Genomic DNA, 24,768 nt, shown 5'->3' with positions numbered 1-24,768 from the left:
TGGTCTTCGCGACTTGTGGACGAAGGGCATGTTTCGATCGAAGACCACGCCCTTCATCGTCATGACGCTTCAGCCGCCGCCAGGATCGGTCTCGTCATCAGGCGACTTGTCGCCCTGCGGCCCTTGTCCCGGTTTGCCTTCGGTCTTCTCATTGGGATCCATCACGGCATCGGGTGCCGAGTTGGCCGGCTTTCCCTGCGGTGGCTTATCGTTCTTGTCCACATCGTCCACCATGGGTGTTGCTCTCCTTATTCGAAGCGTCACGTCGTCCCCTGACGATGCGTCTCACCGCTTGCGGTCCGATTGGCCATTCGACGAACCGCCCACGGGAGTCGGGTTGCGCCCGGCCTTGTCGGCGTCCTTGTTCCAGTTCGCCTTCCGGTCGGCATCGCTGAGGCCGCCCGGATCGATGCCGGTGATGGCCGCCTGTTGCGCGGTCTGGTGTCCACCCTCCAACGCAGGCTCGCCCCGGGATCCGACATTGTTGGGCTTGCGCGTCGCGGCATCGGTGGGCTGCTTGTCAAAATCCGACATCTAGCTCTCCTCGTCCTTGCCGACGCTCGCGGTGGCGCGATCGATGGAATCCTTCGCCGCCGCGCTCTGAGGCTCAGCTTTCTGCGAAGCATCACCGATGGCCCGGATGTTCTCGGCCGGAACTTCCGCCTCCGTCTGGTCGATGGCGTCCTCACTCGGCGTCCCGGACGCGATACGGGCAGTCTCCGCCTCTCCCGAGGGATCGCCTTTGAGATCGGCTTGTGTGCGCGACGGGATGCCGACATCACGGGCATTGTCCTGGCCGGGATTTTGGCCGTTTCGATCGGTATAGGTGTCGAAATTCTTCAGCGAAGGGCGCTGGCGCGGCTCAACCGTCATGGTGTCCTCCAATGTTGGAGGTTCAACCACTCCATGGGCCGCGAGGTTGCGTCAGCCTCGATGGCCGACGAGGGCATGAGCGGCTCGCAGGACTTCGAGATCGTCGGGCAAGTCGAGGAGTTTCTCCGCCCGCGCGAGTGCATTGTCCGCCTCCCGGCGTGCGGCCGCCTGAAAGTCGGGGCCGCCAATGGCGTGAAGGGCGGCGAGCGCCTTTTGCAGGCGCACCCCAACCTCGGCGCAAGCGGCACCGTCGCGGCCGATGGGACGGAACGCGTCGGCGAACAGGTCCGCCACCTCGATGCCCGGTACCCGCAGGCGTGGGTAGATCTCGCCCCGTGTCGGAGCGGCCCAGCATTCGGCCCAGAGCGTCAGAACCCTTACTTGCGTCCCGATGACGTCGATCGGCGTGCCGGGATCGTTGATAGCCGCAGACAGCCCGCGCGAGGCGACTTCAGTAAGGACGATGATACCGAAGCGCGGATCATCGTCGAAGCTGCGCCTGTCGCCGATGACGAAGGCCCTGGTGATGCCGGCCAGGGTCGCGGCGTCGGGATTGCCGTCGATCTCTACCAGGAGTCGGCCCCGATGGACGAAGCTGCCTGGTAGGACCGCAAGGTGCAGGACGAGGTCCGACGCCTCGCCGAGCGCCTCCAGCGCCCCGGAATCCACATGCTGGATGTATCCCGTGCTCTGCGCTTGCACGGCGATCGCGCCCTCCGGTGCGGGGCACCAGGGCAGCCCACCGAGATAGGGTGCCTCGGCCCGCCGCCTGATCGCGGCACAGGCCGCCTCTTCGATGGCGTCGACGGTCTCGCCGACCCGGCCGAGATGGGCCAGGGTGTCGATCCAGCGTACCAGGGTGACGACCACCGAGGCGAGGACGACGAGGGTGAGGCCGAACAGGATGACCCGGCCCTGATCGCCGTAGAAATGGGTCTTGAGCGCGATCAGCCCGACCACGCTGTAGACGAAGGCGCCGATGAAGCTCGCCACCGCATTCTGCGCGCGGGTATCCTCCATCAGCAGGGTCACGGCACGGGGCGTCACGTTGCTGGTGGCGCCGCCATAGGCCTGCACCATGATCGAGAGCGAGAATGTCGCCACCGGCAACATGCTCGTCGCGAGCACGGACAGGATCTGGTCGACGGCGTCGGCGCCGATCGATCGGGCTATCTCGATGGGGATCAGCGGCGCGCCGAAGGCCGAGGCGAGCGCGGCCGCGACACCGGCTCCGCAGAATGCAGCCACCCGCAGCCAGGGGCGGCGGGTGGCGCGGCGGATCCGATACAGGGCAGTTGAGGACAAGGGCGGCCTTCAGAAAGGGGCTCGAAAGCCACAGGGAGAAAGCGCCGTCGTCCTGGAAAAGTCGGCCCCGTGGCAGGGCCGGCCGTCGGAGGTCAGATCCCCTCGAAGAGCGCCGAGGAAATGTAGCGCTCGGCAAACGAGCAGGCCACCGTGACGATGCGCTTGCCCTGGAACTCCGGCCGCGCCGCCAGTTTCAGAGCTGCGGCGACGTTGCCGCCGGTGGAGATGCCGCCGGGGATGCCTTCGAGTTTGGCGAGAAGCCGGGCGGTGTCGAAGGCTTCCTGGTTCGAGACCGTGATCACCTCGTCGATGACCTCGCGGTCGAGGTTGCCGGGGATGAACCCGGCGCCGATGCCCTGGATCTTGTGCGGGCCGGGCTGGCCGCCGGAGATGACGGGCGAATCGGTTGGCTCCACGGCGACGACCTTGAGGTTGGGCAGGCGCGGCTTCAGCACGCTGCCGACGCCCGTGATGGTGCCGCCGGTGCCGACGCCGGCCACGAACGCGTCGAGCTGGCCCTGGGTGTCGTTCCAGATCTCTTCGGCCGTGGTCTTGCGGTGGATCTCGGGGTTGGCCGGGTTCGAGAATTGCTGCGGCATGATCGCGCCGGGAATCTCGTTGAGAAGCTCTTCGGCCTTGCTGATCGCGCCCTTCATGCCCTGCGGGCCAGGGGTGAGGGCGAGTTCCGCGCCGAGGAAGGCCAGCATCTTGCGGCGCTCCAGCGACATGGTCTCGGGCATGACGAGGATCAGGCGGTAGCCGCGCGCCGCCGCCACGAAGGCCAGGGCGATGCCGGTATTGCCGGAGGTGGGCTCCACCAGCGTGCCGCCCGGCTTCAACTGGCCGGAGGCTTCGAGGGCGTCGATCATGTTGACGCCGATCCGGTCCTTCACACTGGCGATCGGGTTGAAGAACTCGAGCTTCAGCAGGATCTCGGCATCGACGCCGCGCTCCTTGGTGATCCGGTTGAGCCGGACCAGGGGCGTGTTGCCGATCGTCTCGGTGATCGAGCCGTAGATGTGGCCGTGGCCGGGTTTGCGGGACTGCGAGGGGCTGGTGTCGGCCATGACGAGATCTCCTGATCGGCTCTTACGCATTGCGAAGGCCTCGACAGGCCCTGCGCTCGGTGTGCGCCGGGATATCGCGTCGCTCTAGGCGAGGCAATCGGCAATGGCCGCAGGTCAAAGACAAATCTTCTCTGTCTTCAACAGTCTGAATCATCAGTAGAAATATTGATTTGCTTGGTGGGGTATCGGGAGAATTTAGTTCTCGCGATGCCGCGAGCGGCCTGTCATCCCAGATCTTCCGCGCAGTCGAGTGCCGATCAATGCCGGGATCGGGCGGCGTTCACGAGAACAGGACCATCGCGGACAGCACGAGCAGAGCCGCGCAAAGCGGCGTCGACAGCGCGATCCGGAAGGCTCCCGGATGCAGGCTCGGCGGGCAGGTGTAGACGGCCTGTTCGCGGACGCCGCTGCGGACGACGCTCCCCGTCGCCCATTCCAGTCGCTTCACCATTTCGCTTCCCCTCGCCTCAACCGCGATTGGCAGAAGGCGACGGGGGCATTGAACGAGGGGTAAAGCCGGGCTGGAGACCTCGGATCGTCGTCAACGCGGTCTTAAAGTGAGGTCGATCTTCGCGAAGGAGTCGGCGTCAGTTCGCCCGACGAATCTGCACCGAGGGTTGGGCAGGGCGTCGGGCCGCCCCGCCTGCGCCGTCATCGCTGTCCTTCCGACCTCGGTTTCCTTGCGACCGGTCGAGTCGTCCGTCTAACGCGAACGGTCATCGTAGCGCGTCTTCGCCCGAGGGAATGCGTCCGGTAACCGGCCGCGTTGCAGCGAAATCTAGAGCGCGCGATCGAACTTCAGCTCGCCCTTCTGGCTCTTGATCACCAGCTGCGACCCGACGAGGTCCCACTGGGCAGCGGTGCGCAGGGCGATGAAGAAGTCCTGCTCACTGGCACCGGTACCCTTGTCGCAGGGCTTCTTCGTGAGAGCGAGGGGGCCGACGGCGAGGTGCTGCTCGCGCAGGGGGAAGGCCGTGGCGGCGAAGGTGTTGCAACCGCCGTAGCCGCGGGCGCGGTACTGCTTGTCGATGATGAAGCTCGGGCGGTCGGTGCCGTTGAAGGGCTTGCCGTTCAGGCTCACCGCGGTCCAGGTCGCATCGAGGGGAAACATCTTCTCCTGAGGCTTGGCGGCCGGAACGTACTGCTTCTTCTCGGGCTTCTCGCGGTTGTCCTTGCCGAAGCCGGTGACGTTGGATCCCTGCGCCATTGCGCCCGTCGCCAGCATCCCCGCCGTCGCGGCACAAGCCATCGCGGCGAACAGCATCGCTCTCATCGTCCGGCCCTCCTTCGTCATCATCATTCGAACTCGCATGGTCGCGCACCGCGTCCCGGTTGCAAGAGTTCGGGCCGCGCGTTCCATGCGAAGCTCCGTGTCGGACGAAGCTCGCGCGGACGGCGTACGGACGCCCTTCGGATAAGATTCCAGCACAAATATGGTCAAGACTGTCTATCCCAGGTTTTCCTTGTCATCCCCTTCCAAACGTCGCTCCACGCTTACTCTACGTGAACAATCCCCCTGCGAGCCTCGTTAAAGCAGCTTAGAAGCGGGCGTGCGTTGAGCGCCATTGCATGACGGAGAGCTTCCTGTGTCGGGATTGGACGAGAACGGACGCGGCGGGGCAGGGCCGAACACGATGAGCCCGGCGCAATCGCGGGCCGCTCGCGGCATGCTGGGCTGGTCGGAGGCGGATCTCGCCGCCAAGGTCGGTCTGGCCGAGCAGGACGTGAAGGCCTTCGAGAATGGCACCGGCGATCCGGCCTCGGGCCGGATCGAGGCTTTGAGAAGCGTCCTCATGACCGCCGGCATCGTCTTTCACGAAGGCAGCGAGAGCGGGGTCGGCCTGCGCGCGACGGGCGGAGACGAGGGTACGCGCCTCGGCTCGCTGACCACGGAAAACGATCACTGAGGTTGCGGCTTCACTTCTGAGCCTCTTCAGGCGCCGCCGCGTCCCATCGCGAGAGCTTTCAGGTCGAAGGTCGGATCGGCGGCCTCGTCTTGGGTCGGCGACAGGCCGCGCGCGATGATCCGGCGGGCGGCCATATGCTCGGCCGCTGAATCCACCGTCTCGATTCCAGTGAGGTGCGGACCGCGATAGCGGAACACCGCAAAGCCCCCGGCGGTGGCGCGTCGCACCGAGACGTCGCTCGGAACCGGCAATCCCACCATCTGCAGCTTGTGGCCGCCTTGATCGCTCCAGAACCAGGGGACGGCATCGTAGGGGGCGGGGCGCCCGGTGATGCGGGCGGCGAGGCAGCGGCCGTGGTCGATAGCGTTCTGGACGGATTCGACGCGCGCCGTACCATGGGCGGCGAAGCGTGTGGGAAACCGGGCACAATCGCCGATGGCCGAGATCGACGGATCGTCGGTGAGAAGGACGGAATCGACGACGATGCCGTCCTCCACGTGAAGGCCGGCCTCGGCCGCGAGATCCTGGTTCGGTAGGACACCGATCCCGATCAGGACCAGATCCACCGGGCAGGTGGCGCCGTCCGACAGGACAATCGACGCGGCCCGACCGGCCCAGCCCTCTATGGCCTGCACGCCGCCGCCGAACAGGAAACGGATGCCGGCGCTCTCGTGGACCTCTCGGAAGAAGGTGGCGATCGGCTCGGACACCGCCCTGGCCATCGGGCGGTCGGCGGCCTCGATGACGGTGACGGACAGACCGCGCGCGGCGCAGATGCTGGCGAATTCGAGCCCGATGAACCCAGCGCCCACGATGGCGATGCTGCGCGCTTCGCCGATGGCCGCCTGGATCCGGTCGGCATCCGCGATCGAGCGCAGCTGATACACGCCCGCGAGCTCCGTCCCTGGCACCGGCAGAGGCCGGTTTCGCGATCCCGTGGCGAGGACGAGATGATCGTAGCCGAGGTCGCGTCCGTCGCTGAGGCAGACTCGGCGGGCCGCCCGGTTGATCGCAACGGCCTCGACCGAGGTCTCGCAGGCGATGCCGTGGTCCGCGTAGAAGCCCGGCGCACGCAGGAACAGGCCGGTGGCATCCACCTTGCCGGCGAGATAGGCTTTCGAGAGCGGCGGACGCTGATAGGGAAGGCTCGGCTCGTCGCCGATCATCGTCAGGAGTCCGCCGTAGCCCGCCTCGCGCAGGGAGGCCGCAGCCTGCAAGCCGGCCTGACCGGCACCGACGACGACGATCCCGGTCTCTCTCACGCCTCGAACTCCGCGGTGACCGAACTGACGGCCGGTGTCAGGGCCAGGCGCGGCAGCTTCCGACCGCCTTCCTTCACCGTGTAATCCCAGAACGCCGCCGCCGCCGGCCCGAGCACCTTGTCGGCGCGGCGGACCACGTACCAGTCGCGACGGATCGGCAATCCCTGCACGTCGAGCAGGATCATGCGCCCGCTCTCGACCTCGGCCGCCACCGTATGGCCGGAGATGAGGGCGATGCCGAGCCCGGCCATCACCGCCTGTTTGATCGTTTCGTTCGAGCCCGAATCGATCCCGAGTTTCGCGCGCTGGATCATGATGCCCGACATGAACTCTTCGAACACCGTGCGGGTGCCGGACCCCTCCTCGCGCACCAGGAAGGATTCCTCGGCCAGATCCGCCCGCGTGAGGTTGGTCCGCGTGCTGAGGCGATGACTCGGCGCCGCGATGATCACCAGTGGGTGCGCGCCGAACATCTCGGCCTCGATGGCGAAGTCGCGCGGCGGACGGCCCATGATGGCGAAATCGATCTCGTAGTTGCGCAGGGCCTCGACCATAGCGCCGCGATTGCCGACGACGAGGTTGATCTCCACCGCGGGGTAACGGTCGACGAAGCCGGCGATGATCTGGGGCGTGAAATACTTGGCGGTGGACACCACCCCCATGGCGACCCGCCCGCCGCTGCCACCCTTGAGGGTCTGGAGCCGGTCGGCGCAGGTCTCCAGGACCGTGTTGATGCTGTCGATCGCCCACAGCATCTCGCGCCCGGCATCGGTCGGCTTCAGGCCCGTGGGTGTCCGGTCGAACAGCAGCAGCCCCGCCTCTTCCTCCAACTGGCGGATGCGCGCATAGAGCGCCGCCGAGGTGACATTGAGTTCCTGGGCCGCACGGGTCATCGTTCCGAGGCGGGCGACCGCTGCGACGGCCTGGAGTTGCTTGAGCGAGAGGTTGCGCATCCGGCGTTTTTAGTTTTTTTGGAACCGCCCGCAAGTTTTTTCAGAATTCCTTCTTTGCACGGGGAATGCCCGTCTGGCGCTCTGGTTGAACCCGGCGCTATCGTGCAAAGGGCGGTGCTCCGGCCTTTCGACGGCCCGGAACCGAGACGGAAGATGAGCGGCCGGATGGTCTCCGGCGGGTCTGTGGAAGAGGACGTGAGCCGATGTCGTTGGGGTCTCTGGAAATTGGGTCGCGGCTCGACGCGTACCTCGCCCAGGCGGTCGCCGCCGATCAGGGACTCGCCGACGTTGCGGCGGTCATCGCAGCCTGTGCCGAGGCCGCTGTCGATGTGAGCGAGGTGATCGGCCGCGGCGCTCTGGGCGGCGGCGATCTCGCCGCGCAGGGTGAGCAGAACAGCGACGGCGACGTGCAGAAGGCCCTCGACGTTCTGGCGCACCAGCGCTTCACCGAGGCCCTGCGCGGCGCACCGGTGGCGGAGGTCGCTTCCGAGGAAGCCGAGGGCATCATGCTCCTCAACGCAGGCGCTCCCCTCGCCGTCGCCATCGATCCTCTGGACGGCTCGTCCAATATCGGCGTGAACATGGCGGTGGGATCGATCTTCGGCATCCGGCCCGTGGGCGCGACGGCGGAGAACCCCCTCGGCTCGTTCACGAGCCCCGGCACCGCCCAGCTCGCCGCCGGCTTCGTCACCTACGGCCCGGCGACCTCCCTGGTGCTGACGCTCGGCTTCGGCACGCAGATCTTCACCCTGGACCGGGCAGAGCGCGTGTTCCGCCTCACCAGCCCGCGGATCGAGGTGGTGGCCGCCGCCAAGGAATACGCCATCAACGCCTCCAACGCCCGGCATTGGGACACCCCGGTGAAGGCCTATATCGAGGATTGTCTGGCCGGTTCCGAGGGACCGCTGGACAAGAACTTCAACATGCGCTGGCTCGGCTCCCTGGTTGCCGACGCGCAGCGGGTCCTCCTCCGTGGCGGCGTATTCCTCTATCCCGGCGACAACCGGAAGGGCTACGCGCAGGGCCGCCTGCGCCTCCTTTACGAGGCCGCGCCCATCGCGATGCTGATGGAGCAGGCCGGTGCCGCGGCCACCGACGGTGCCAACCGCATCCTCGACATCTCCGCCACCGGCATCCACGAGCGCGTGCCGCTGGTGTTCGGTTCGAGCGAGGACGTGGCTTGCGTCGCCAAGTATTACGGTGGCCGCAACGCCGCCGCCGGCCGCTCGCCCCTGTTCGGCCAGCGCGGGCTGATGCGCAGCTGACCGGGGACAGGCTGGAACCGGTCGGGTATCGTACATGTCGGCGCGTCATCCCATCATCTCGGTCACCGGATCGTCGGGCGCCGGCACGACCTCCGTGCGCAACACGTTCGAGCAGATCTTTCGCCGCGAGGACGTGAGCGCGGTCTACATCGAGGGGGACGCGTTCCACGCCCTCGATCGCAACGCCATGCGCAAGGCCATGGCCGAGGAGCCGACCCTCAGCCACTTCGCGCCCCGCGCCAACCTGCTCCTGGAATTGGAGGAGGTGTTTCGCAGCTACGGCGAATCCGGCGGCGGGCGCACGCGCCACTACGTCCACGACGTCGCCGATGCGCAGGCCTACGGCGCCGAGCCGGGCACCTTCACGCCCTGGGAGGATTTTCCGCCGGGCTCCGACCTGCTGTTCTATGAAGGCCTTCACGGCTGCGTCGTCGACGACAATGTCGACATGGCCCGCTACGCCGACCTCAAGATCGGCGTCGTGCCGGTGATCAACCTCGAATGGATCCAGAAGCTGCACCGGGACCGCTCGTTCCGCGGCTATTCCACCGAGGCCGTCACCGACGTGATCCTGCGGCGCATGCCGGATTACGTCCAGACGATCTGCCCGCAATTCACCTGGACGGACATCAACTTCCAGCGCGTGCCCACGGTGGACACCTCCAACCCCTTCATCGCCCGCTGGATTCCCACCGCCGACGAATCGATGGTGGTGATCCGCTTCAAGGACCCGAAGGGCATCGACTTTTCCTACCTGATCTCGATGATCCAGGGCTCCTTCATGAGCCGTGCCAATTCCATCGTGATTCCGGGCGGCAAGCTCGACATCGCGATGCAGCTCATCCTGACCCCGATCATCATGCAGCTCGTGGAGCGCAAGCGCCGGCTCGCCTGAGACGACCCGACGTCCGCGCGACGGCACTTGCCGGACCGACAGAGTGAACGAGATAGACCGTATGACGACCCGCACGGCCGGCCCCATCATCTCTCCCTCCATCCTCGCGGCGGATTTCGCGGCTCTCGGCCAGGAGGTCCGTGCGGTCTCCGAGGCCGGGGCGGACTGGATCCATCTCGACGTGATGGACGGGCATTTCGTGCCCAACATCACGTTCGGCCCCGACGTGGTGAAGGCGCTCCGGCCGCACAGCGCCAAGGTGTTCGACGTCCACCTGATGATCGCCCCCGCCGACCCGTATCTCGCGGCCTTCGCCGAGTCGGGCGCGGATGCGATCTCGGTCCATGTGGAGGCCGGACCGCATATCCACCGCTCGCTTCAGACCATCCGAACCCTCGGCAAGCGCGTCGGCATCGCGCTGAATCCGGGCACCCCTGCGAGCGCCATCGAGCCCCTGATCGACATGGTCGATCTCGTCCTGGTGATGACGGTGAATCCCGGCTTCGGCGGCCAGAGCTTCATCCCCTCGACCCTGGAGACCATCGCCCGGATCAAGGCCATGACCGCCGGCAGTGCCATCGACATCGAGGTGGATGGCGGCATCACCGCGGAGAATGTCGGCCTCGCCGCAGCCGCCGGAGCCAACGCGTTCGTGGCTGGCAGCGCCGTGTTCAAGGGCGGGCCGGCCGGATATGCCGAGCGCATCGCTGCGATCCGGGCGGGCGCCGGCGGCACCGTCGCATGTTGAAGGCGCTGATCTTCGACGTCGACGGGACGCTGGCCGAGACGGAGGACCTGCACCGTCAGGCTTTCAACCGCGCGTTCTCGGAACTGGGGCTCGACTGGCACTGGTCGCCGGAGCTCTATGCCGACCTCCTCACCGTCATGGGCGGCAAGGAGCGGCTCGCCCATTACGTGGCCACCGAGCACGGCGAGCCGGATGCCGAACGCCGCGCCCAGATGAGCGAGATCCACGACCGCAAGACCGGGATCTACGGCGACCTCGTCACGAAAGGAGCCCTCGAACTGCGCCCCGGCATCGCGCGGCTCGTGGGGGAAGCCAAGCGCGCAGGCCTGCTCCTCGCGGTGGCGAGCACCACGAGCCGCCCCAACGTGGACGCGCTCCTCGCCGTCAACTTTCCCGAGGGCAGCCCCTTCGACGTGGTTGCCTGCGGCGACGAGGCTGAGCGCAAGAAACCGCATCCGGACGTGTTCGTCCTGGCCCTGACGCGCCTCGGCGTGGCGCCGGGGGAGGCCATCGCCTTCGAGGATTCGGTGGCCGGCATCCGCTCGGCGCTGGATGCGGGATTGCCCGTGGTGGCCACGCGAAGCCGCTACACCGGCGGACACAGCCTGGAAGGCGCTTTCTCGGCGGTGTCGGATCTCGGTGAGCCGGGGATGCCCCATACCCACCTCTCGGGAATCCCATGGGCAGGGGGCGTCGTCACCCTCGCGGGGCTGGCGGCCTGGCACGGGCGGGCGGGCTGACCCCCTTCGCCGGCCGGGGGAACAGCGTCGCCCCGGCGAGAAGACCGAGGCCGGCGGTGAGGGCGAGGCGCCACCAGGGTCGCCCGGCCCCGTCGTCTCGGGGGGATGTCGCCATGTTCGTATCCGCCGGGGTCGGAAAAGCCCTGTCCCGCCAACGCGGCGGGCGCGCTCGCGTTGCCTCCGTGGGCGGACCCGGCCTATAACCCGGCCAAATGCCGCTGCGGCGACGCATGCGTGCCCCTCCGTTCCACCTCCGTATCGATCCAAGGTCACGCCATGGCCGGCCATTCCCAGTTCAAGAACATCATGCACCGCAAGGGCCGCGTCGACGCGGTCCGCTCCAAGATCTTTGGCAAGCTCGCCCGAGAGATCACGGTGGCGGCCAAGCTCGGCATGCCCGACCCGGCGATGAACGCGCGCCTGCGCGCCGCCATCATCGCGGCCCGGGCCGAGAACGTGCCCAAGGACAATATCGAGCGCGCCATCAAGAAGGCCTCGGGCGCCGACGCGGAGAGCTACGACGAGATCCGCTACGAGGGCTACGGCCCGGGCGGCGCCGCCCTCATCGTCGAGGCGCAGACCGACAACCGCAACCGCACCGCCTCCGACGTACGCTCGGCCTTCACCAAGTCCGGCGGCAGCCTCGCCGAGACGGGGGCCGTCTCCTTCATGTTCGACCATGTCGGCGTGGTGGAGTTCGACGCGTCGGTCGCCGATGCCGACACCATGCTGGAAGCCGCCATCGAGGCCGGTGCCGACGACGTGCGCTCCTCCGAGGACGGCCACGAGATCACCTGCGCCCAGGATTCCTACGGCGAGGTCTCGAAGGCGCTGGAGGCCCGGTTCGGCGAACCGCGCCGCACGGCCTTGGTCTGGAAGGCGCAGAACACCATCGAGGTCGACGACGAGACCGGCGAGAAGCTGATCCGCCTCGTGGAGGTCATCGAGGACCAGGACGACGTCCAGAACGTCTACGTCAACTTCGCCCTCTCCGACGCGCTGGTGGCCAAGCTCGAAGGCTGAAGGGCCACCGTTACCCTTCCCCTCGATCTGAGGATTGCCAGAGACGGATCGATCCGAATTGGGTCGGGGAAGAGCGATCGTCCATGGCCTCGCCCTCGAACCGAGGAGGGAATTCACCCTCCCCGCGTGCGGGGCGAGGGGATGCACACGCCCTCGTCTCCGCGCACGACGGCACCGACGTGAGGCATCGCCTCGCCGCCTCTCCTCGTCAGGCCGGCTCGACCGTGATCGTCGGACCGGGCGGAGGTCTGGGATCGGCCGGAAGGACTGTCATGGTGGCGTGTCGCCCGACCGCTGCGGGGAAATCGCGGACCGGAACGGGACGTCCGGCGGCAGGCGAACGTGGTTTGGTTCGTCTTCGATCGGACGGGTATGGAACGACGACATCCGCATCCATCCCCCGATCCATGCGACGATACTGCGCTCGTGTCTCCGCCCGGGTCGTAAATGAAGTCCGGTGATGCGGGCCGACGTTGCATGCGTCGCGTCATCCAATAGCGTCAGGCGCGAATGACCGTCGAGCACCGTAAAGAGAAGACACCGGCGGTTTTGCCCGACGTTCTTCTGGACTTGAACGAGGTCCCGATCACCGAAGCGTTGGCAGGACGTCCCACCCGCCCTCCCGACTTCGAGGCGGAAGCCCATGTCCTCTCCGAACTGGCGCTGGAACTGACCGTCAGTCCCGGCAGCATCCTGCAGCGCCTCGTCGACCTGATCGTCGAGAGGGGGATCGCCGGATCGGCCGGCATCAGCATCCTGAGATCCCACAACGGAGTGAGCGCTTTCCGATGGGATGCTGTCGCCGGGCTATGGGCGGCGCGTCTCGGCGGCATCATGCCATACGAAGCGAATCCATGCGGCATCGTGGTGACCCGTAACACCCCCCTGCTGTTCTCGCGTCCGCACACCCACGTCCCCGCCGCCGCCGCCGAACCTTTCATCCACGAGGTTCTACTGATCCCTTTCCCTGCCCGCGACGAGCCTGTCGGTACCCTGTGGGTCAGTGCCCATGACGGGGAGCGTGCTTTCGATGGTGAGGATCTCAGGCTGCTCACGCGCCTGACGCGCTTTGCCTCCGCCGCCTACGTCATGACCGGGGCCCTCGATGAGGCGCAGGCTGCGAGGGAAGATCTGGAGCGGCGCGTCACCGACCGCACGAAGGCGTTGCGGGAGAGCGAGGAGCACCATGCGTTCCTGCTCCGCCTGAGCGACATTCTCCGGCCGCTCAAGGCACCGGCCGAGATCGCGGAGGCTGCGGCCCGGCAACTCGGCGATCACCTCAATATCAGCCGCGCTTGCTACGGTGAGATCAGCGAGGGTCGCTTGACGATCCAGCGCGAGCATGGCCGCGGTGTCTCTTCCATCGTCGGCGAGTATTCCTTGGACGCTTTCGACCCGGAGTTTCTCGCGGCCTACCGTGTCGGCGAAGTCGTGGCGGTGTGTGACGTCGAGACGGACGCACGTTTCGGCGCTGCCGCGAAAGCCGAACTCCAGTCACGAGGCATCGCTTCTTTCGCCGATGTCGTTCTGCTCGGGGACGGTCAGCGGACGAGCATCCTCTGCGCCCAACACGCGATCCCTCGTTCATGGACCGAGGCCGAGCGGTTCCTCATCCGCAGCGTCGGCGAGCGGATGCGGTCGGCGATCGAGCGTGCCCGTGCCGAGGTGGCGCTTCAGGAGAGCGAAGAGCGATTCCGTGCCTTCGTCACGGCGAGTTCGGACGTGATCTATCGGATGAGCCCGGACTGGTCGGAGATGCGTCGGCTCGACGGACCGGGGTTCCTCGCGGACGAGGGAAGCCTGGGCCAGGGCTGGGTGAACGGCACCATCCTGCCGGAGGATCGCCCCACCATCGACGCTGCCATCGACGGAGCGATCCGTGGCAAGCAGGTCTTCGAACTGGAGCATCGTGTTCGACGGACCGACGGCAGCGTCGGCTGGACGCACTCGCGCGCCGTTCCGATCCTGGCCGGCAACGGCGAGATCGTCGAGTGGTTCGGAGCCGCCAGCGACGTGACGGCACGGAAAACGGCGGAGGCGGCGTTACGCGAGAGCGAGGAGCGTTATCTCGGTCTCTATAATGCCCTCGACCAGGGTTTTTGCACCATCAGGGTGGCGTTCGACGGCGAGGGCAACCCGGCCGACTATCGGTTCGAGGAAGTCAGCCCCGCCTTCGAGGCGCAGACCGGCATCAGGGATGCGGCTGGTCGGTGGATGCGTGACATCACGCCCGGCCTGGACCAGTTCTGGATCGACGCCTACGGTCGGGTCGCCCTGACGGGAGTACCCGCGCGGTTCGAGGCCGGGTCCGAGCAGCTCGACCGGTGGTGGTCGGTCTATGCCTATCGCATCGGCGATCCGAATGCGCGCACCGTGGCGCTTCTGTTCTCCGACATCACCGAACGCAAGCGTACCGAAGCGGCTCTGCGCGAGAGCGAGGCGCGCCTCAGCCAGTTCGGCGAGGCCTCTTCCGACGTGCTCTGGATGCGCGACGCCGCGACGTTCCAGTGGATGTATCTCACACCCGCCTTCGAGACGATCTACGGCCTGGACCGAACGGCGGCCCTCTTCGGCGACAACATGGTGGGATGGGCCGATCTCATCGTGCCGGAGGACCGCGAGCGTGCGGTCGCCAATCTTCAGCGTGTCACGATGGGAGAGAGGGTCAGCTTCGAGTACCGCATCCGGCGGCCGACCAACGATGAGATCCGCTGGCTGCGCGATACCGCCTTCCCGATGCGTGACGCGTCCGGAACGGTGCGTTGGATCGGCGGCGTCGGGAGGGACATCACCGAGGAGAAGGAGAGGGCCGAGCATATGAGCGTGCTCGTCGCCGAACTGCAGCATCGCACCCGCAACCTCATGAGTATCGTGCGCGCCACGGCTGAAAAGACCTTGCGGAACAGCGCGGATCTGGCGGACTTCAAGGCACGCTACATCGTTCGTCTGGCCGCCCTGTCCCGGGTGCAGGGCCTTCTCTCCCGCCTCGCCGAGGGGGCGCGCATCACCTTCGACGAGTTGATCCGCAGCGAGGTCGCCGCCATCGACGGGGAGGGCGCGAGGATCGTTTTGAAGGGGCCATCCGGCGTCGCTCTGCGCTCGTCGACGTTGCAGACCTTCGCGCTGGCCGTGCACGAACTCGCGACCAACGCGGTCAAGTACGGTGCCCTCGCGCAACCGCAAGCGCGCCTCGAGATCAACTGGCACTTGGAGCATGCCGAACCGGAGCAGAGGCCGTGGCTGCACGTGGACTGGCGCGAGCGTGGCGTCGTCATGCCGTTGCAGACGGGCTCGCAACGGAATGGGGCGGGCCGCGAGCTGATCGAGCGGGCCTTGCCCTACCAGCTCGGTGCCAGGACAACCTACGTGATGGAATCCGATGGGGTTCACTGCACCATTGCGCTGCCCGTATCGGGACGCATGATGTCCGGGAAGATGGCCGATGCCTGAGGACACGCTCCAAGCACGACGCATCCTCGTCGCGGAGGATGAGTATTTTCTCGCGGACGAGCTGAGCAGCGCGCTGCAGGACGTAGGAGCCGAGATGCTCGGTCCGGTCGCCTCCGTGGAGGGCGGATTGCGCATGCTGGAACGAGGCGCCGCGCCGGACGGCGCATGCCTGGACGTGAATCTCGGCGGCGAGAACGTCTACCCGCTCGCGAACGCCTTGATCGCACGCGCCGTGCCGTTCGTGTTTACTACGGGATACGACCAGGCCGACGTCCCGGACGCCTACGCTCACATTCGCCGCCTGGAGAAGCCGGTCGAGGTCGCGACGGTGCTGAGAGCGCTGGAGGACCTTTTCAGATCCTGAGCAGGTTTCGCAGAAGCGGCCCCCGGTTCTGCGGCAAAAACCTCCTCAGTGGTCAGGGCCTGACGCTGGGTACCGCCGCGACATATGCCGAAGGTCGGGGCTTGGAAGCCAGTGTTGCCGTGGAGCATTTCGGCGGCCGGAAGGCCTCGGTCGGCGAGGGAGGGGGCATCCGCGGCCGGCCGTCTGGCCTATGATGGCGCGCCATAGGCAGTCACCGCGATACAGGCCCCCATGACCCCCATCCGCATCCTCGGCATCGATCCCGGCCTGCGCCGTACCGGCTGGGGGCTGATCTCCGTCGTCGGGGCGAAGCTGACTTACGTCGATTGCGGCGTGGTGACCTCGGACGGGGATCTGCCGCTCGCCCTGCGCCTGCGGGAATTGCACGAGGGCATCACCCGCGTGGTGTCGGGGTTTTCGCCCGACGAGGTCGCCGTGGAGGAGACCTTCGTCAACAAGGATGCGCAGGCCACCCTGAAGCTCGGGCATGCCCGCGCCATCGCCCTGCTGGTGCCGGCCCTGGCCGGGTTGCCGGTTTCCGAATACGCCGCCAACCTGGTCAAGAAGACCGTCTGCGGCTCCGGGCACGCCGAGAAGGTGCAGATCCAGGCGATGGTGAAGTTCCTGATGCCCAAGGCCGAGTTCAAGACCGCGGACGCGGCGGATGCCCTGGCCATCGCCGTCACCCATGCCAACCATCGCGGGGCGCATGCCCTGAAGAAGCTCCACGCCCCCGTCGCCGGGGTGAGCGGGCTTGCCGCCGCGCGGATCGCGGCGGCCCTGGCGAAGGGGTGAGCATTCTCCTCTCCCACCTTGCGGGAAGAGGCGGGGGCCGCACTGCCTGAAAAGCCTCCCCGCGCGGGGAGGCGACCGCTCACTGCGCCTTGAATTCGCCCTCGAGCCGCAGGGACACGTCGTCGCCGATCGCGGGCAGGAAGGCGTTGACGCCGAAATCCGAGCGCTTGATCACGGCCCAGCCGTCGAAGCCCACGGTATAGCGCTTGTCGATGGGGTTGAGGCCGGCCCGGTTGAAGGTGGCGTCGAACGCAACGGGCTTCGTCACGCCCTTGAGGGTGAGGCTGCCGGCGACGCGGGCCGTAGTTGGGCTCGTGGGCTCCACCAGGGTGGCGGTGAAGGTGGCGGTGGGAAACTTCTGGGTGTCGAAGAAGTCCGGCCCCTGGAGATGGCGGTTGAGCGTTTCGTTCAGGGCGTTGATGCTTCCCATGCCGATGGTCACGGTGAGCCGGTTCTTGCCTGGATCCTTGGGGTCGAGGTCGGCTTGTCCCGACACGTCGGTGATCTGGCCGTAATAGGTCGAGTAGCCGAGGTGGCTCACCGACCAGGTGATCTTGCCGTGGGCCGCGTCGAGCACGTAGCTGCCGGCCCGGACCTGGGTGGGGTCCGTGGTGGGGGCGGCATCCTGGGCCGGGTTCTGGGCCGGTGTCTGAGCATGGGCGTGGGCGGCGGCCATCACCATGAGGAGGGCGGCGAGGGGGGTGCGCATCGGGCGGTCACTTTCTCTCGGTGGCGTGTCGGACAGGCGGGCCTGTCCCTGGTAAAGACCCGTCCGTGATGACGGGATGACGCATGATCGGCAAGTTGAAGGGCGTGGTGGATTCCTACGGCGAGGATTTCGTGATCCTCGACGTGCAGGGCGTCGGCTACGTGGTGCATTGCTCCGCCCGCACCCTGCAGCGGATGCCGGAAGCGGGCGAGGCGGCCTCGCTGGCCATCGAGACCCATGTCCGCGAGGACATGATCCGGCTCTACGGCTTCCGGTCGGATGCGGAGCGCGAGTGGTTCCGCCTGCTCCAGACCGTACAGGGGGTGGGCTCGAAGGTGGCCCTCGGCCTGCTCTCGGTGCTGGAGCCGGAGGCCCTCGCCACCGCCATCGCCATGGGGGACAAGACCTCCATCGCCCGCGCGCCGGGTGTCGGCCCGCGCCTGGCTGCCCGCCTCACCGCGGAACTGAAGGACAAGGCGCCGGCCTTCGCGCCCATCGACCCCGCCGTGCTCGCCCTGTCCGGCGCGGTGGAGGACCGCACCGCGCCGCAACCCGCCGCCGATGCGATCTCAGCCCTGGTCAATCTCGGCTACGCCCCGGTCCAGGCCTCCGCCGCCATCGCCGCCGCGATGAAGGGCGCCGGGGAGGGGGCGGAGGCCAAGACGCTGATCCGCCTCGGGCTCCGCGAACTCGCCCGCTGAGCGCGGCGCGCCCGCATCCTTCGCCGGGAGGATCGGCTTTCGTCCTTCCGACGATCCGTGAAACCGGCTACTGATCCGAGCCCCGACTGGGCGGAACCGCTCTGCCGGGGTGAACATGACGGGCTTCTGGACATCGCTGGCGGCCGCGCTGGTCTCGTGCGCGGCGCTGGCACCGGCTCTGGCGGCCGATCCTGCGGGCGCACCGTCCCCCGCTCCGGATGCACCTTCACCCTTCTTCCTCTTTTCCGATACCCAGGTGAGCTATCATTACCAGTTCCCTGCCGCCGAGCCGGGCGTGCGGGTGCGGAACGCGGACGGGTCGTTCCGCTCGCGGGGTATCCCCAAGCAGATCTTCACCCTCTCGCATGCGAATGCCTGGGCCTACGGCACCAATCTCCTCTCCCTGGACATCCTGAAATCCGGCTCGCAGGAACGCGCTGGCACGACCAACGCCCCGGGCGGGCTCTTCCTGCGCGATGACGGCGCGACGGAGTTCTACGGCCTCTACCGCGGCACCCTCAGCCTCAATGCCCTCACCGGGACAAAGGCGTTCATAGTGCCCGGCCTCGTCAAGGACGTCTCCCTCTCCTACGGGTTCGACGCCAACACGAAGGACACCGCCTTCGGCCCGCGCAAGCGCAACGTCGTCGGCGGCCTGAACTTCGCCTTCGACGTGCCGGCTGGTTTCCTCAGCGCCTCGGTCCACGCCTACAAGGAGTGGAACCGCAACGGCTTCAACCCCTATCCGAACCGGGACATCAGCTACGACACCGTCCCCGAGATCGAGATCGCCTACAACTTTCCCCTGGCCTTCACCGGTCTGCCGCTCAGCGTCACGGGCATCAACAACATCGTCCTGCCCAAGGGGCGCGGTGTCCGCAATCCGTCGATCTTCGCCTTCAACCGCGAGACGGGGCTCGAATTCGTCTCCCGCACCAACCTCGTGCTCGACCTCGGCAAGCTCGTCTACGACCGGCCCGACCGCGTCGATGTGTTCATCGGTTTCCAGTACTGGCTGAACAAGTTCGGGAACCTTGAAACGGCGACCCTGAAGGGCACGGAAGAGAAGAGCTTCCTCGCCGGTATCGCGTTCCACGTCTTCTGATCCCGCCTCGCCACGATCGAGCCTTCTGGCCACAGGACGCGTCCGCGCGCCTTGCGCATTCGTCCCACGGCGGTTAAGTTGTTGAGATAGCAGTAGATTTTAAAAGTTCTAAAGAGGCGCGTAAGCCAATGATCGGGGAGGGGAATTTGCCGATGACGCAATTGTCTCGTCCGCGATCGACGCTTCCTGTTTCGTTCAGCGAGCTCCCATGATCGTCTGTTCCTGTAACGTGTTGTCCGACGGTGCCGTTCGCGCTTGCCTGAAGGACGGGCCCGATTGCCCGAGAACCCCGGCGCAGGTCCATGCCTGCCTCGGCTGCAGCCCGAAATGCGGCCGCTGCGCCCGGACCATCCGTTCGATCATGCAGGCGGCTCTGCAGGGTGCTCTGCAAGACGCAGTGGCGGAGGCCGGCCATGCGTGCGGAACGGGTTGCGCAAGCAGCTGTAGTTTGGTTCAATTCCAAACTGCGGGGGAGGGGATCGCCGCCTGAGGGCCTGTGCGAGGCCCCACGCTCCCCTTCGAGCTTGAAATAGCCGGACGGGAGTGAGTTTTATGAAGGGTGATGCGAAGGTCGTCGAGTACCTCAACAGAGGTCTGCGCAGCGAACTGACGGCCGTGAGCCAGTACTGGCTCCACTTCCGCATGCTGAACGACTGGGGCTACATCGACCTCGCCAAGTTCTGGCGTAAGGAATCCATCGAAGAGATGAACCATGCCGACCGGTTCATCGACCGGATCCTGTTCCTCGACGGGTTTCCGAACCTGCAGGAGCTCGATCCGCTGCGGATCGGTCAGAATATCGAAGAGATCATTGCCTCCGATCTCGCGGCCGAGACCGAGGCCCGCGCGCTCTATCTCGAAGCCGCGCAGTACTGCGATTCGATCAACGACCGCGTGTCGAAGATCCTGTTCGAGGAGCTGGCCGCCGACGAGGAGGGCCATATCGATTTCCTCGAGACCCAGCAGACCCTGATCGCTCAGATCGGCCTGGCGCTCTACGCCCAGAAGCATATCGGCGGCCTGGAAGCGATCGCTCCCGAAAAGGATTGATCCCAAGCTGAGCGCCGGCCCGGCCGGCGCTCAGCGGGCGATCACCCGATAGTAGATGTCGCGCAGGGGCAACACAGCCTGGATTGCCGCGAGATCGAGATTTGCATCAAGCCCCTCGATGATACGGAGCCCGCTCCAAACGCCGTCGACCCGGTCGAAGACTTCGATATGCGGTCTGTCGCGCGCCACCAGCACGTAGTGCTGAAGGGATCCGAGCTGCTGATAGACGTGCCACTTCTCGAAGCGGTCTCGGGCTTCCGTCCCCGGAGACAGTACTTCGAACAGGATGGTCGGGTTGTCCACCGAGGTCGTTCCCGGTTCGAGGTCGCCGCAGACGACGAGGACATCCGGCAACATCGCCGCATCGAGCGGTTTGCTCTTCATGTAGAACGTCTCGGTGAACGTCTGACAGGAAGATCCTCGGGCGCGAAATCCATTCTCAAGTCCGGTCGCGATGTTTTGGACGATGCGCCCATGCTCCCAGCGGGCTCCGACCATCATCCGCACGACGCGGCCGCCGATCAGCTCCCAGCGCTCGTTACGCGGCTTGTCGGCCAGCAGCTCCTCGAAATCGTCGAGGGCCATCATCTCGAATTGCTGTGAGGTGTCACTCATCGCGAACCCCCTGCGGCGGTCGCGTGCCGCCGATGGCGCAGTGTAGCGTGCCGGGCGGCGTTGTGCGACATCGGGCGAAACGCCCATCCACCGGAGCAGGCCCTGTGCCGGACCCCGACCGAGAGCCCGTGTGAGCAAGCTCCCCAGATCGCCGAAATCGCCCACCCTTCATCCGCTGCCGGAATCGCTCCTGACGCCGGAGCGGCGGCCGGACGACGTGGAGCAGTCGATCCGTCCGCTCAGCCTTCCCGAATTCATCGGGCAGCGCGCGGCGCGCGCGAACATGCAGATCTTCATCGAATCCGCGAAGAAGACCGGCTCGGCCCTCGACCACGTCCTGTTCGTGGGGCCTCCCGGCCTCGGCAAGACCACCCTGGCGCAGATCGTGGCCCGCGAACTCGGGGTGAACTTCCGCTCCACCTCCGGCCCGGTCATCGCCAAGGCCGGCGACCTCGCGGCGCAGCTCACCAACTTGGAAGAGCGCGACGTGCTCTTCATCGACGAGATCCACCGCCTCAACCCGGCAGTGGAGGAAATCCTCTATCCGGCCATGGAGGATTACCAACTCGACCTCATCATCGGCGAGGGGCCGGCGGCGCGCTCGGTGAAGATCGAGCTGCCGAAATTCACGCTGGTGGGCGCCACCACCCGCGCCGGCCTGCTCACCACGCCGCTTCGCGACCGGTTCGGCATCCCGATCCGCCTCGAATTCTACGATGTCGACGAGCTCGAGCTCATCGTCTCCCGCGGCGCGCGGGTGCTCGGCATCGGCATGTCGGCGGAGGGCGCGAACGAGATCGCCAAACGGGCGCGGGGCACGCCCCGCATCGCCGGGCGCCTCCTGCGCCGGGTGCGCGACTTCGCCATCGTGGCCGATGCTCCCACCGTCACGCGCGCCATCGCCGACCGCGCGCTCCAGCTCCTCGACGTGGACCCGGCCGGTCTCGACGTGATGGACCGGAAATACCTGACGATGATCGCCACCTCCTTCGGCGGCGGCCCGGTGGGGATCGAGACCATCGCGGCGGCGCTCTCCGAGCCGCGCGACGCCATCGAGGACATCATCGAGCCATTCCTGATCCAGAAAGGCTTCGTCCAGCGCACCCCGCGCGGGCGCATGCTGACCCCGCATGCCTACAAGCATATGGGTTTTGCCGTGCCCCGGCGCGATCCGGCCTCGCAGTTCGGGCTGTTCGGGTCGGCGGATCCCGATGGCTGAGGCAACCCGTGGCGTCTGCGTTCTGCTCCCTGCAAAGACAGTGCGATGACGGACGGGCAGCGTGTTTGAAGTGAGACGATGTGTGCACATCTCCTCTCCCCGCTCGCGGGGAGAGGAGGGCTAACGTCGGTCCGAACAGCAAGTCCTCTGCGATAGACCCGGCCGAAAGGCGACCTCCACCCCATGAGCTCCGACCCCGCATCCTCCCCGGTCCGGATCACCCGCCGCACCGTCGTGCTCGGCCTCGGCGCCGTGGCGCTCGCGGGCAGCGGTACGGCCGCCTACGGAATCGGTATCGAGCCGATGCGTCTCGCCATCACGCGCTACCGGATCACCCCGATGGCGCCGTGGCCGGCCGGCCTGACCCTGCGGATCGTTGCCGTCTCCGACATCCATGCCTGCGATCCCTTCATGACGCCTCAGCACATCCGGCGGATCGTCGAGGCGGCCAACGGCCTCGGCGGCGACGTGATCGTGCTGCTCGGCGACTACGTGAATGGCATGGACCGGCTCGCCGGCATCGTGGACTCCGCCGATTGGGCACCCGTCCTCGGGGCGTTGAAGGCGCCGCTGGGCACCTACGCCATCCTCGGCAATCACGATTGGTGGGCCGATCGCGCCGCCTGCGAGCGCGGGCACGGCCCGACCTTCGCCGGGGAGGCCCTGACCCGCGCCGGCATCCGCGTCCTCGAGAACGAGGCCCTGCCTCTGCGGGTGAGGGGACACGAGGTCTGGCTCGCCGGGCTCGGAGATCAACTGAGCTTCGAGCGCACATGGTGGCGCTTCGGTCTCCCCCGGAAGGGCAGCGACGACCTGCCGGCCACCCTCGCGGCGATCCCCGCCGGCGCGCCCTCCATCCTTCTCGCCCACGAGCCGGACATCTTCCCGCAGGTGCCCGCCCATGTGGCGCTGACCCTTTCGGGCCATACCCATGGCGGACAGGTCCGGCTCCTTGGCTACGCCCCCGTCGTCCCCTCCCGGTATGGGCGGCGCTACGCCTATGGCGATGTGCGCGAGCAGACCGACCTCGTGGTTTCCGGTGGCATAGGCATGAGCGGCCTGCCGGTGCGCTTCGGGGTTCCGCCAGAGATCGTGGTGGTCGACCTATCCTCGGAGCCCATGGCATGAACCCGGTTGACGATCGGATCGGCGAGGAGGCTCTGCCCTCCAAGACACAAGCAGTGAGGATCACGCGCCGGACGGTTCTCGCCGGCCTCGGCGGCATGGCCCTGGCAGGAGGTGCGACGGCCGCCTACGGCGTCGGCATCGAGCCCATGCGCCTGTCGGTGACGCGCTACGCCATCACGCCGAAGGGCCACTGGCCCGCCGGGCTGAAGCTCCGCATCGTGGCGCTGGCCGACATCCATGCGTGCGAGCCGTGGATGAGCGCCGCCCGCATCGCCGGCATCGTCGAGACCGCCAATGCGCTCGGCGGCGACCTGACGGTGCTCCTAGGCGACTACGTCACCGCGCAGAACTTCGTCACACGCTATGTCGAGGCCGCCGAATGGGCGCCCGAACTCGGCCGGCTCAGGGCGCCGCTGGGCACTTGTGCCATTCTCGGAAATCCACGATTGGTGGGAGGACCGTTCAGCGCAGGCGCGCGGGGCGGGGCCGACCATCGCCGGGGAGGCCCTGACGCGGGTCGGCATCCGCGTCCTCGAGAACGAGGCGATCCGGTTGGAAAAGGACGGGCGCGGGTTCTGGCTCGCGGGACTCGGCGACCAACTCGCCCTGCTGCCGGGCGCCAAGCGTCACGGCCATGCCCGCATCGGGGTCGACGATCTCGACAAGACGCTCGCCGCCGTGCCGCAGGGCGCGCCGACGGTCCTGCTGGCGCACGAGCCGGACATCTTTCTGCAGGTTCCGGCCCATGTGGCGCTGACCCTGTCCGGCCATACCCATGGCGGCCAGGTGCGGCTGTTCGGTTACTCTCCCGTGGTTCCGTCGCGTTACGCCAACCGTTACGCCTACGGCCATGTCCGCGAGCAGGCGGATCTCGTCGTCTCCGGCGGCCTCGGCAACAGTATCGCGCCGGTTCGCTTCGGCGTTCCCCCCGAGATCGTCGTGGTCGACCTATCCTCGGAAGCCATCGCATGACCTCTCATCGCATCGATATCCGCGTCTATTACGAAGACACCGATTTCTCAGGTTTTGTCTATCACGCCAATTATTTGCGCTACATGGAGCGCGGCCGCACCGAGCTGCTTCGCGCCCTCGCCATGGAGCAGGTCGACCTCGCGCGCGATGCCGGGTTGATCTTCGTGGTGCGGCGCATGGTGCTGGACTTCCTGAAGCCGGCGCGGATGGACGACATGCTCGCCATCATGACCACCGTCGTCGAACTGCGCGGCGCTTCGATGCCGATGATCCAAGAAGTGCGGCGCGGCGACGAGGTCCTGCTCAAGGCCGAGGTCACCGTGGCGGCGGTGCGCGATGGCCGCGCGGTTCGTCTTCCGGACAGCCTCCGCCGGGCCATGGCGCAGCGTTTCGCGACTCCGTCGCTTTAGGCCCCGGCGGGGCCGGCCCGGCTTTCGGTCGGCAAAGCGATGCGTCGAGGACAGTGAGACGTCCGGCAGGAGAGAATCCGACACTTCCTCATAGTTCATTAACCTTGACGGCCGAGGAAGGTGCGGCGTGCATTTTGCGATGCACCCCATACTTTCGACAGATTCACCAGCGATCTGGGGAACATACCGCCCGGGTCAGGTGGAGCGCGGGA

The 24,768-nt window shown here is 66.9% G+C and carries 27 protein-coding genes and 1 pseudogene; 17 read left to right on the top strand and 11 right to left on the bottom strand.

Annotated features, from left to right (window positions below; genetic code table 11):
- Positions 1–69: 69 nt before the first annotated feature.
- From ASF08_RS25390 to ASF08_RS16820, 7 genes are all read right to left on the bottom strand, one after another.
- Entirely contained in the window at positions 70–234 is a 165-nt protein-coding gene (locus ASF08_RS25390) for a hypothetical protein (protein ID WP_200925866.1), read from the bottom strand.
- A 51-nt stretch (positions 235–285) separates the two neighbouring features.
- A complete protein-coding gene (locus tag ASF08_RS16840; RefSeq protein ID WP_056147424.1) occupies positions 286–534 on the bottom strand; it encodes a hypothetical protein in 249 nt (82 codons plus the stop codon).
- Positions 535–873 carry a hypothetical protein gene (locus tag ASF08_RS16835; RefSeq protein ID WP_056147899.1) on the bottom strand — a complete coding sequence of 113 codons (339 nt, stop codon included), beginning with the start codon at positions 871–873 and terminating at the stop codon, positions 535–537.
- Between the two features lie 51 nt (positions 874–924).
- The gene (locus ASF08_RS16830) at positions 925–2,178 is read right to left on the bottom strand and encodes a DUF2254 domain-containing protein (protein ID WP_056147419.1); all 1,254 of its coding nucleotides are present in this window, start codon (positions 2,176–2,178) and stop codon (positions 925–927) included.
- 92 nt (positions 2,179–2,270) lie between these two features.
- On the bottom strand, positions 2,271–3,245 hold the full coding sequence (gene cysK / locus ASF08_RS16825) for a cysteine synthase A (protein WP_018041961.1): 975 nt from the start codon (positions 3,243–3,245) through the stop codon (positions 2,271–2,273).
- Positions 3,246–3,525: 280 nt separating this feature from the next.
- A complete protein-coding gene (locus ASF08_RS25385; RefSeq protein ID WP_200931873.1) occupies positions 3,526–3,696 on the bottom strand; it encodes a hypothetical protein in 171 nt (56 codons plus the stop codon).
- A gap of 327 nt (positions 3,697–4,023) precedes the next feature.
- Positions 4,024–4,518 carry an META domain-containing protein gene (locus ASF08_RS16820; protein WP_026175611.1) on the bottom strand — a complete coding sequence of 165 codons (495 nt, stop codon included), beginning with the start codon at positions 4,516–4,518 and terminating at the stop codon, positions 4,024–4,026.
- A gap of 313 nt (positions 4,519–4,831) precedes the next feature.
- On the opposite strand from ASF08_RS16820, the gene ASF08_RS16815 reads away from it, so the two are divergent.
- Positions 4,832–5,152: a helix-turn-helix domain-containing protein gene (locus tag ASF08_RS16815; protein WP_238253774.1), complete on the top strand. Its 321-nt coding sequence runs from the start codon at positions 4,832–4,834 to the stop codon at positions 5,150–5,152.
- A gap of 26 nt (positions 5,153–5,178) precedes the next feature.
- Here the strand turns inward: ASF08_RS16815 and ASF08_RS16810 are convergent, their stop codons facing one another.
- Together ASF08_RS16810 and ASF08_RS16805 are read right to left on the bottom strand one after the other, a co-directional pair.
- A complete protein-coding gene (locus ASF08_RS16810; protein ID WP_056147416.1) occupies positions 5,179–6,414 on the bottom strand; it encodes an NAD(P)/FAD-dependent oxidoreductase in 1,236 nt (411 codons plus the stop codon).
- Positions 6,411–7,367 (bottom strand): LysR family transcriptional regulator, encoded by a 957-nt coding sequence (locus ASF08_RS16805; RefSeq protein WP_018041966.1) that lies wholly within the window; start codon positions 7,365–7,367, stop codon positions 6,411–6,413. Before ASF08_RS16805 ends, ASF08_RS16810 begins: the two co-directional genes overlap by 4 nt.
- 203 nt (positions 7,368–7,570) lie before the next feature.
- Between ASF08_RS16805 and ASF08_RS16800 the strand changes: the two genes are divergently transcribed.
- The 8 genes from ASF08_RS16800 to ruvC all read left to right on the top strand — a co-directional run bounded on the left by ASF08_RS16800 (position 7,571) and on the right by ruvC (position 16,647).
- Positions 7,571–8,632 (top strand): class 1 fructose-bisphosphatase, encoded by a 1,062-nt coding sequence (locus ASF08_RS16800; RefSeq protein ID WP_056147412.1) that lies wholly within the window; start codon positions 7,571–7,573, stop codon positions 8,630–8,632.
- Between the two features lie 34 nt (positions 8,633–8,666).
- Entirely contained in the window at positions 8,667–9,527 is an 861-nt protein-coding gene (locus ASF08_RS16795; protein WP_018041968.1) for a phosphoribulokinase, read from the top strand.
- Between the two features lie 61 nt (positions 9,528–9,588).
- Positions 9,589–10,275 (top strand): ribulose-phosphate 3-epimerase, encoded by a 687-nt coding sequence (rpe, locus tag ASF08_RS16790; RefSeq protein WP_056147408.1) that lies wholly within the window; start codon positions 9,589–9,591, stop codon positions 10,273–10,275.
- Positions 10,269–11,015, top strand: a complete 747-nt coding sequence (locus tag ASF08_RS16785; protein WP_056147407.1) for an HAD-IA family hydrolase — start codon at positions 10,269–10,271, stop codon at positions 11,013–11,015. Before rpe ends, ASF08_RS16785 begins: the two co-directional genes overlap by 7 nt.
- 276 nt (positions 11,016–11,291) lie before the next feature.
- Positions 11,292–12,038 carry a YebC/PmpR family DNA-binding transcriptional regulator gene (locus tag ASF08_RS16780; protein WP_018041971.1) on the top strand — a complete coding sequence of 249 codons (747 nt, stop codon included), beginning with the start codon at positions 11,292–11,294 and terminating at the stop codon, positions 12,036–12,038.
- Between the two features lie 597 nt (positions 12,039–12,635).
- Entirely contained in the window at positions 12,636–15,488 is a 2,853-nt protein-coding gene (locus ASF08_RS16775; protein ID WP_210166704.1) for a PAS domain-containing protein, read from the top strand.
- Positions 15,481–15,852 (top strand): response regulator, encoded by a 372-nt coding sequence (locus ASF08_RS16770; RefSeq protein WP_056147390.1) that lies wholly within the window; start codon positions 15,481–15,483, stop codon positions 15,850–15,852. The genes ASF08_RS16775 and ASF08_RS16770 overlap by 8 nt, the downstream gene beginning before the upstream one ends.
- A gap of 231 nt (positions 15,853–16,083) precedes the next feature.
- On the top strand, positions 16,084–16,647 hold the full coding sequence (gene ruvC / locus ASF08_RS16765; protein ID WP_018041974.1) for a crossover junction endodeoxyribonuclease RuvC: 564 nt from the start codon (positions 16,084–16,086) through the stop codon (positions 16,645–16,647).
- A 79-nt stretch (positions 16,648–16,726) separates the two neighbouring features.
- On the opposite strand, the gene ASF08_RS16760 is transcribed toward ruvC, so the two are convergent.
- Positions 16,727–17,356: a YceI family protein gene (locus ASF08_RS16760; RefSeq protein WP_056147387.1), complete on the bottom strand. Its 630-nt coding sequence runs from the start codon at positions 17,354–17,356 to the stop codon at positions 16,727–16,729.
- A gap of 83 nt (positions 17,357–17,439) precedes the next feature.
- On the opposite strand from ASF08_RS16760, the gene ruvA reads away from it, so the two are divergent.
- The 4 genes from ruvA (at position 17,440) to bfr (ending at position 20,212) form a co-directional block, all read left to right on the top strand.
- Positions 17,440–18,057 carry a Holliday junction branch migration protein RuvA gene (gene ruvA, locus ASF08_RS16755; protein ID WP_018041976.1) on the top strand — a complete coding sequence of 206 codons (618 nt, stop codon included), beginning with the start codon at positions 17,440–17,442 and terminating at the stop codon, positions 18,055–18,057.
- 115 nt (positions 18,058–18,172) lie between these two features.
- A complete protein-coding gene (locus ASF08_RS16750; protein ID WP_244474565.1) occupies positions 18,173–19,162 on the top strand; it encodes a hypothetical protein in 990 nt (329 codons plus the stop codon).
- Positions 19,163–19,370: 208 nt separating this feature from the next.
- Entirely contained in the window at positions 19,371–19,652 is a 282-nt protein-coding gene (locus tag ASF08_RS25890) for a (2Fe-2S)-binding protein (protein WP_082473248.1), read from the top strand.
- A 62-nt stretch (positions 19,653–19,714) separates the two neighbouring features.
- Positions 19,715–20,212: a bacterioferritin gene (gene bfr / locus ASF08_RS16745; protein ID WP_018041978.1), complete on the top strand. Its 498-nt coding sequence runs from the start codon at positions 19,715–19,717 to the stop codon at positions 20,210–20,212.
- Between the two features lie 30 nt (positions 20,213–20,242).
- On the opposite strand, the gene ASF08_RS16740 is transcribed toward bfr, so the two are convergent.
- Positions 20,243–20,914, bottom strand: a complete 672-nt coding sequence (locus ASF08_RS16740; RefSeq protein WP_338011752.1) for a Uma2 family endonuclease — start codon at positions 20,912–20,914, stop codon at positions 20,243–20,245.
- A gap of 43 nt (positions 20,915–20,957) precedes the next feature.
- On the opposite strand from ASF08_RS16740, the gene ruvB reads away from it, so the two are divergent.
- The 4 genes and pseudogenes from ruvB to ybgC all read left to right on the top strand — a co-directional run bounded on the left by ruvB (position 20,958) and on the right by ybgC (position 24,556).
- Entirely contained in the window at positions 20,958–22,046 is a 1,089-nt protein-coding gene (gene ruvB / locus ASF08_RS16735; protein WP_187273365.1) for a Holliday junction branch migration DNA helicase RuvB, read from the top strand.
- A gap of 183 nt (positions 22,047–22,229) precedes the next feature.
- Positions 22,230–23,174 carry a metallophosphoesterase gene (locus ASF08_RS16730; RefSeq protein ID WP_056147378.1) on the top strand — a complete coding sequence of 315 codons (945 nt, stop codon included), beginning with the start codon at positions 22,230–22,232 and terminating at the stop codon, positions 23,172–23,174.
- Positions 23,171–24,146 (top strand): annotated as a pseudogene (locus ASF08_RS16725) (metallophosphoesterase). Before ASF08_RS16730 ends, ASF08_RS16725 begins: the two are co-directional and overlap by 4 nt.
- Positions 24,143–24,556 (top strand): tol-pal system-associated acyl-CoA thioesterase, encoded by a 414-nt coding sequence (ybgC, locus tag ASF08_RS16720; RefSeq protein WP_018041983.1) that lies wholly within the window; start codon positions 24,143–24,145, stop codon positions 24,554–24,556. Before ASF08_RS16725 ends, ybgC begins: the two are co-directional and overlap by 4 nt.
- Positions 24,557–24,768 lie beyond the last annotated feature (212 nt).

It is taken from the genome of Methylobacterium sp. Leaf85 (assembly GCF_001422125.1).
GTDB classification, from domain to species: domain Bacteria; phylum Pseudomonadota; class Alphaproteobacteria; order Rhizobiales; family Beijerinckiaceae; genus Methylobacterium; species Methylobacterium bullatum.
This window is presented reverse-complemented; position numbering and strand designations above follow the sequence as displayed.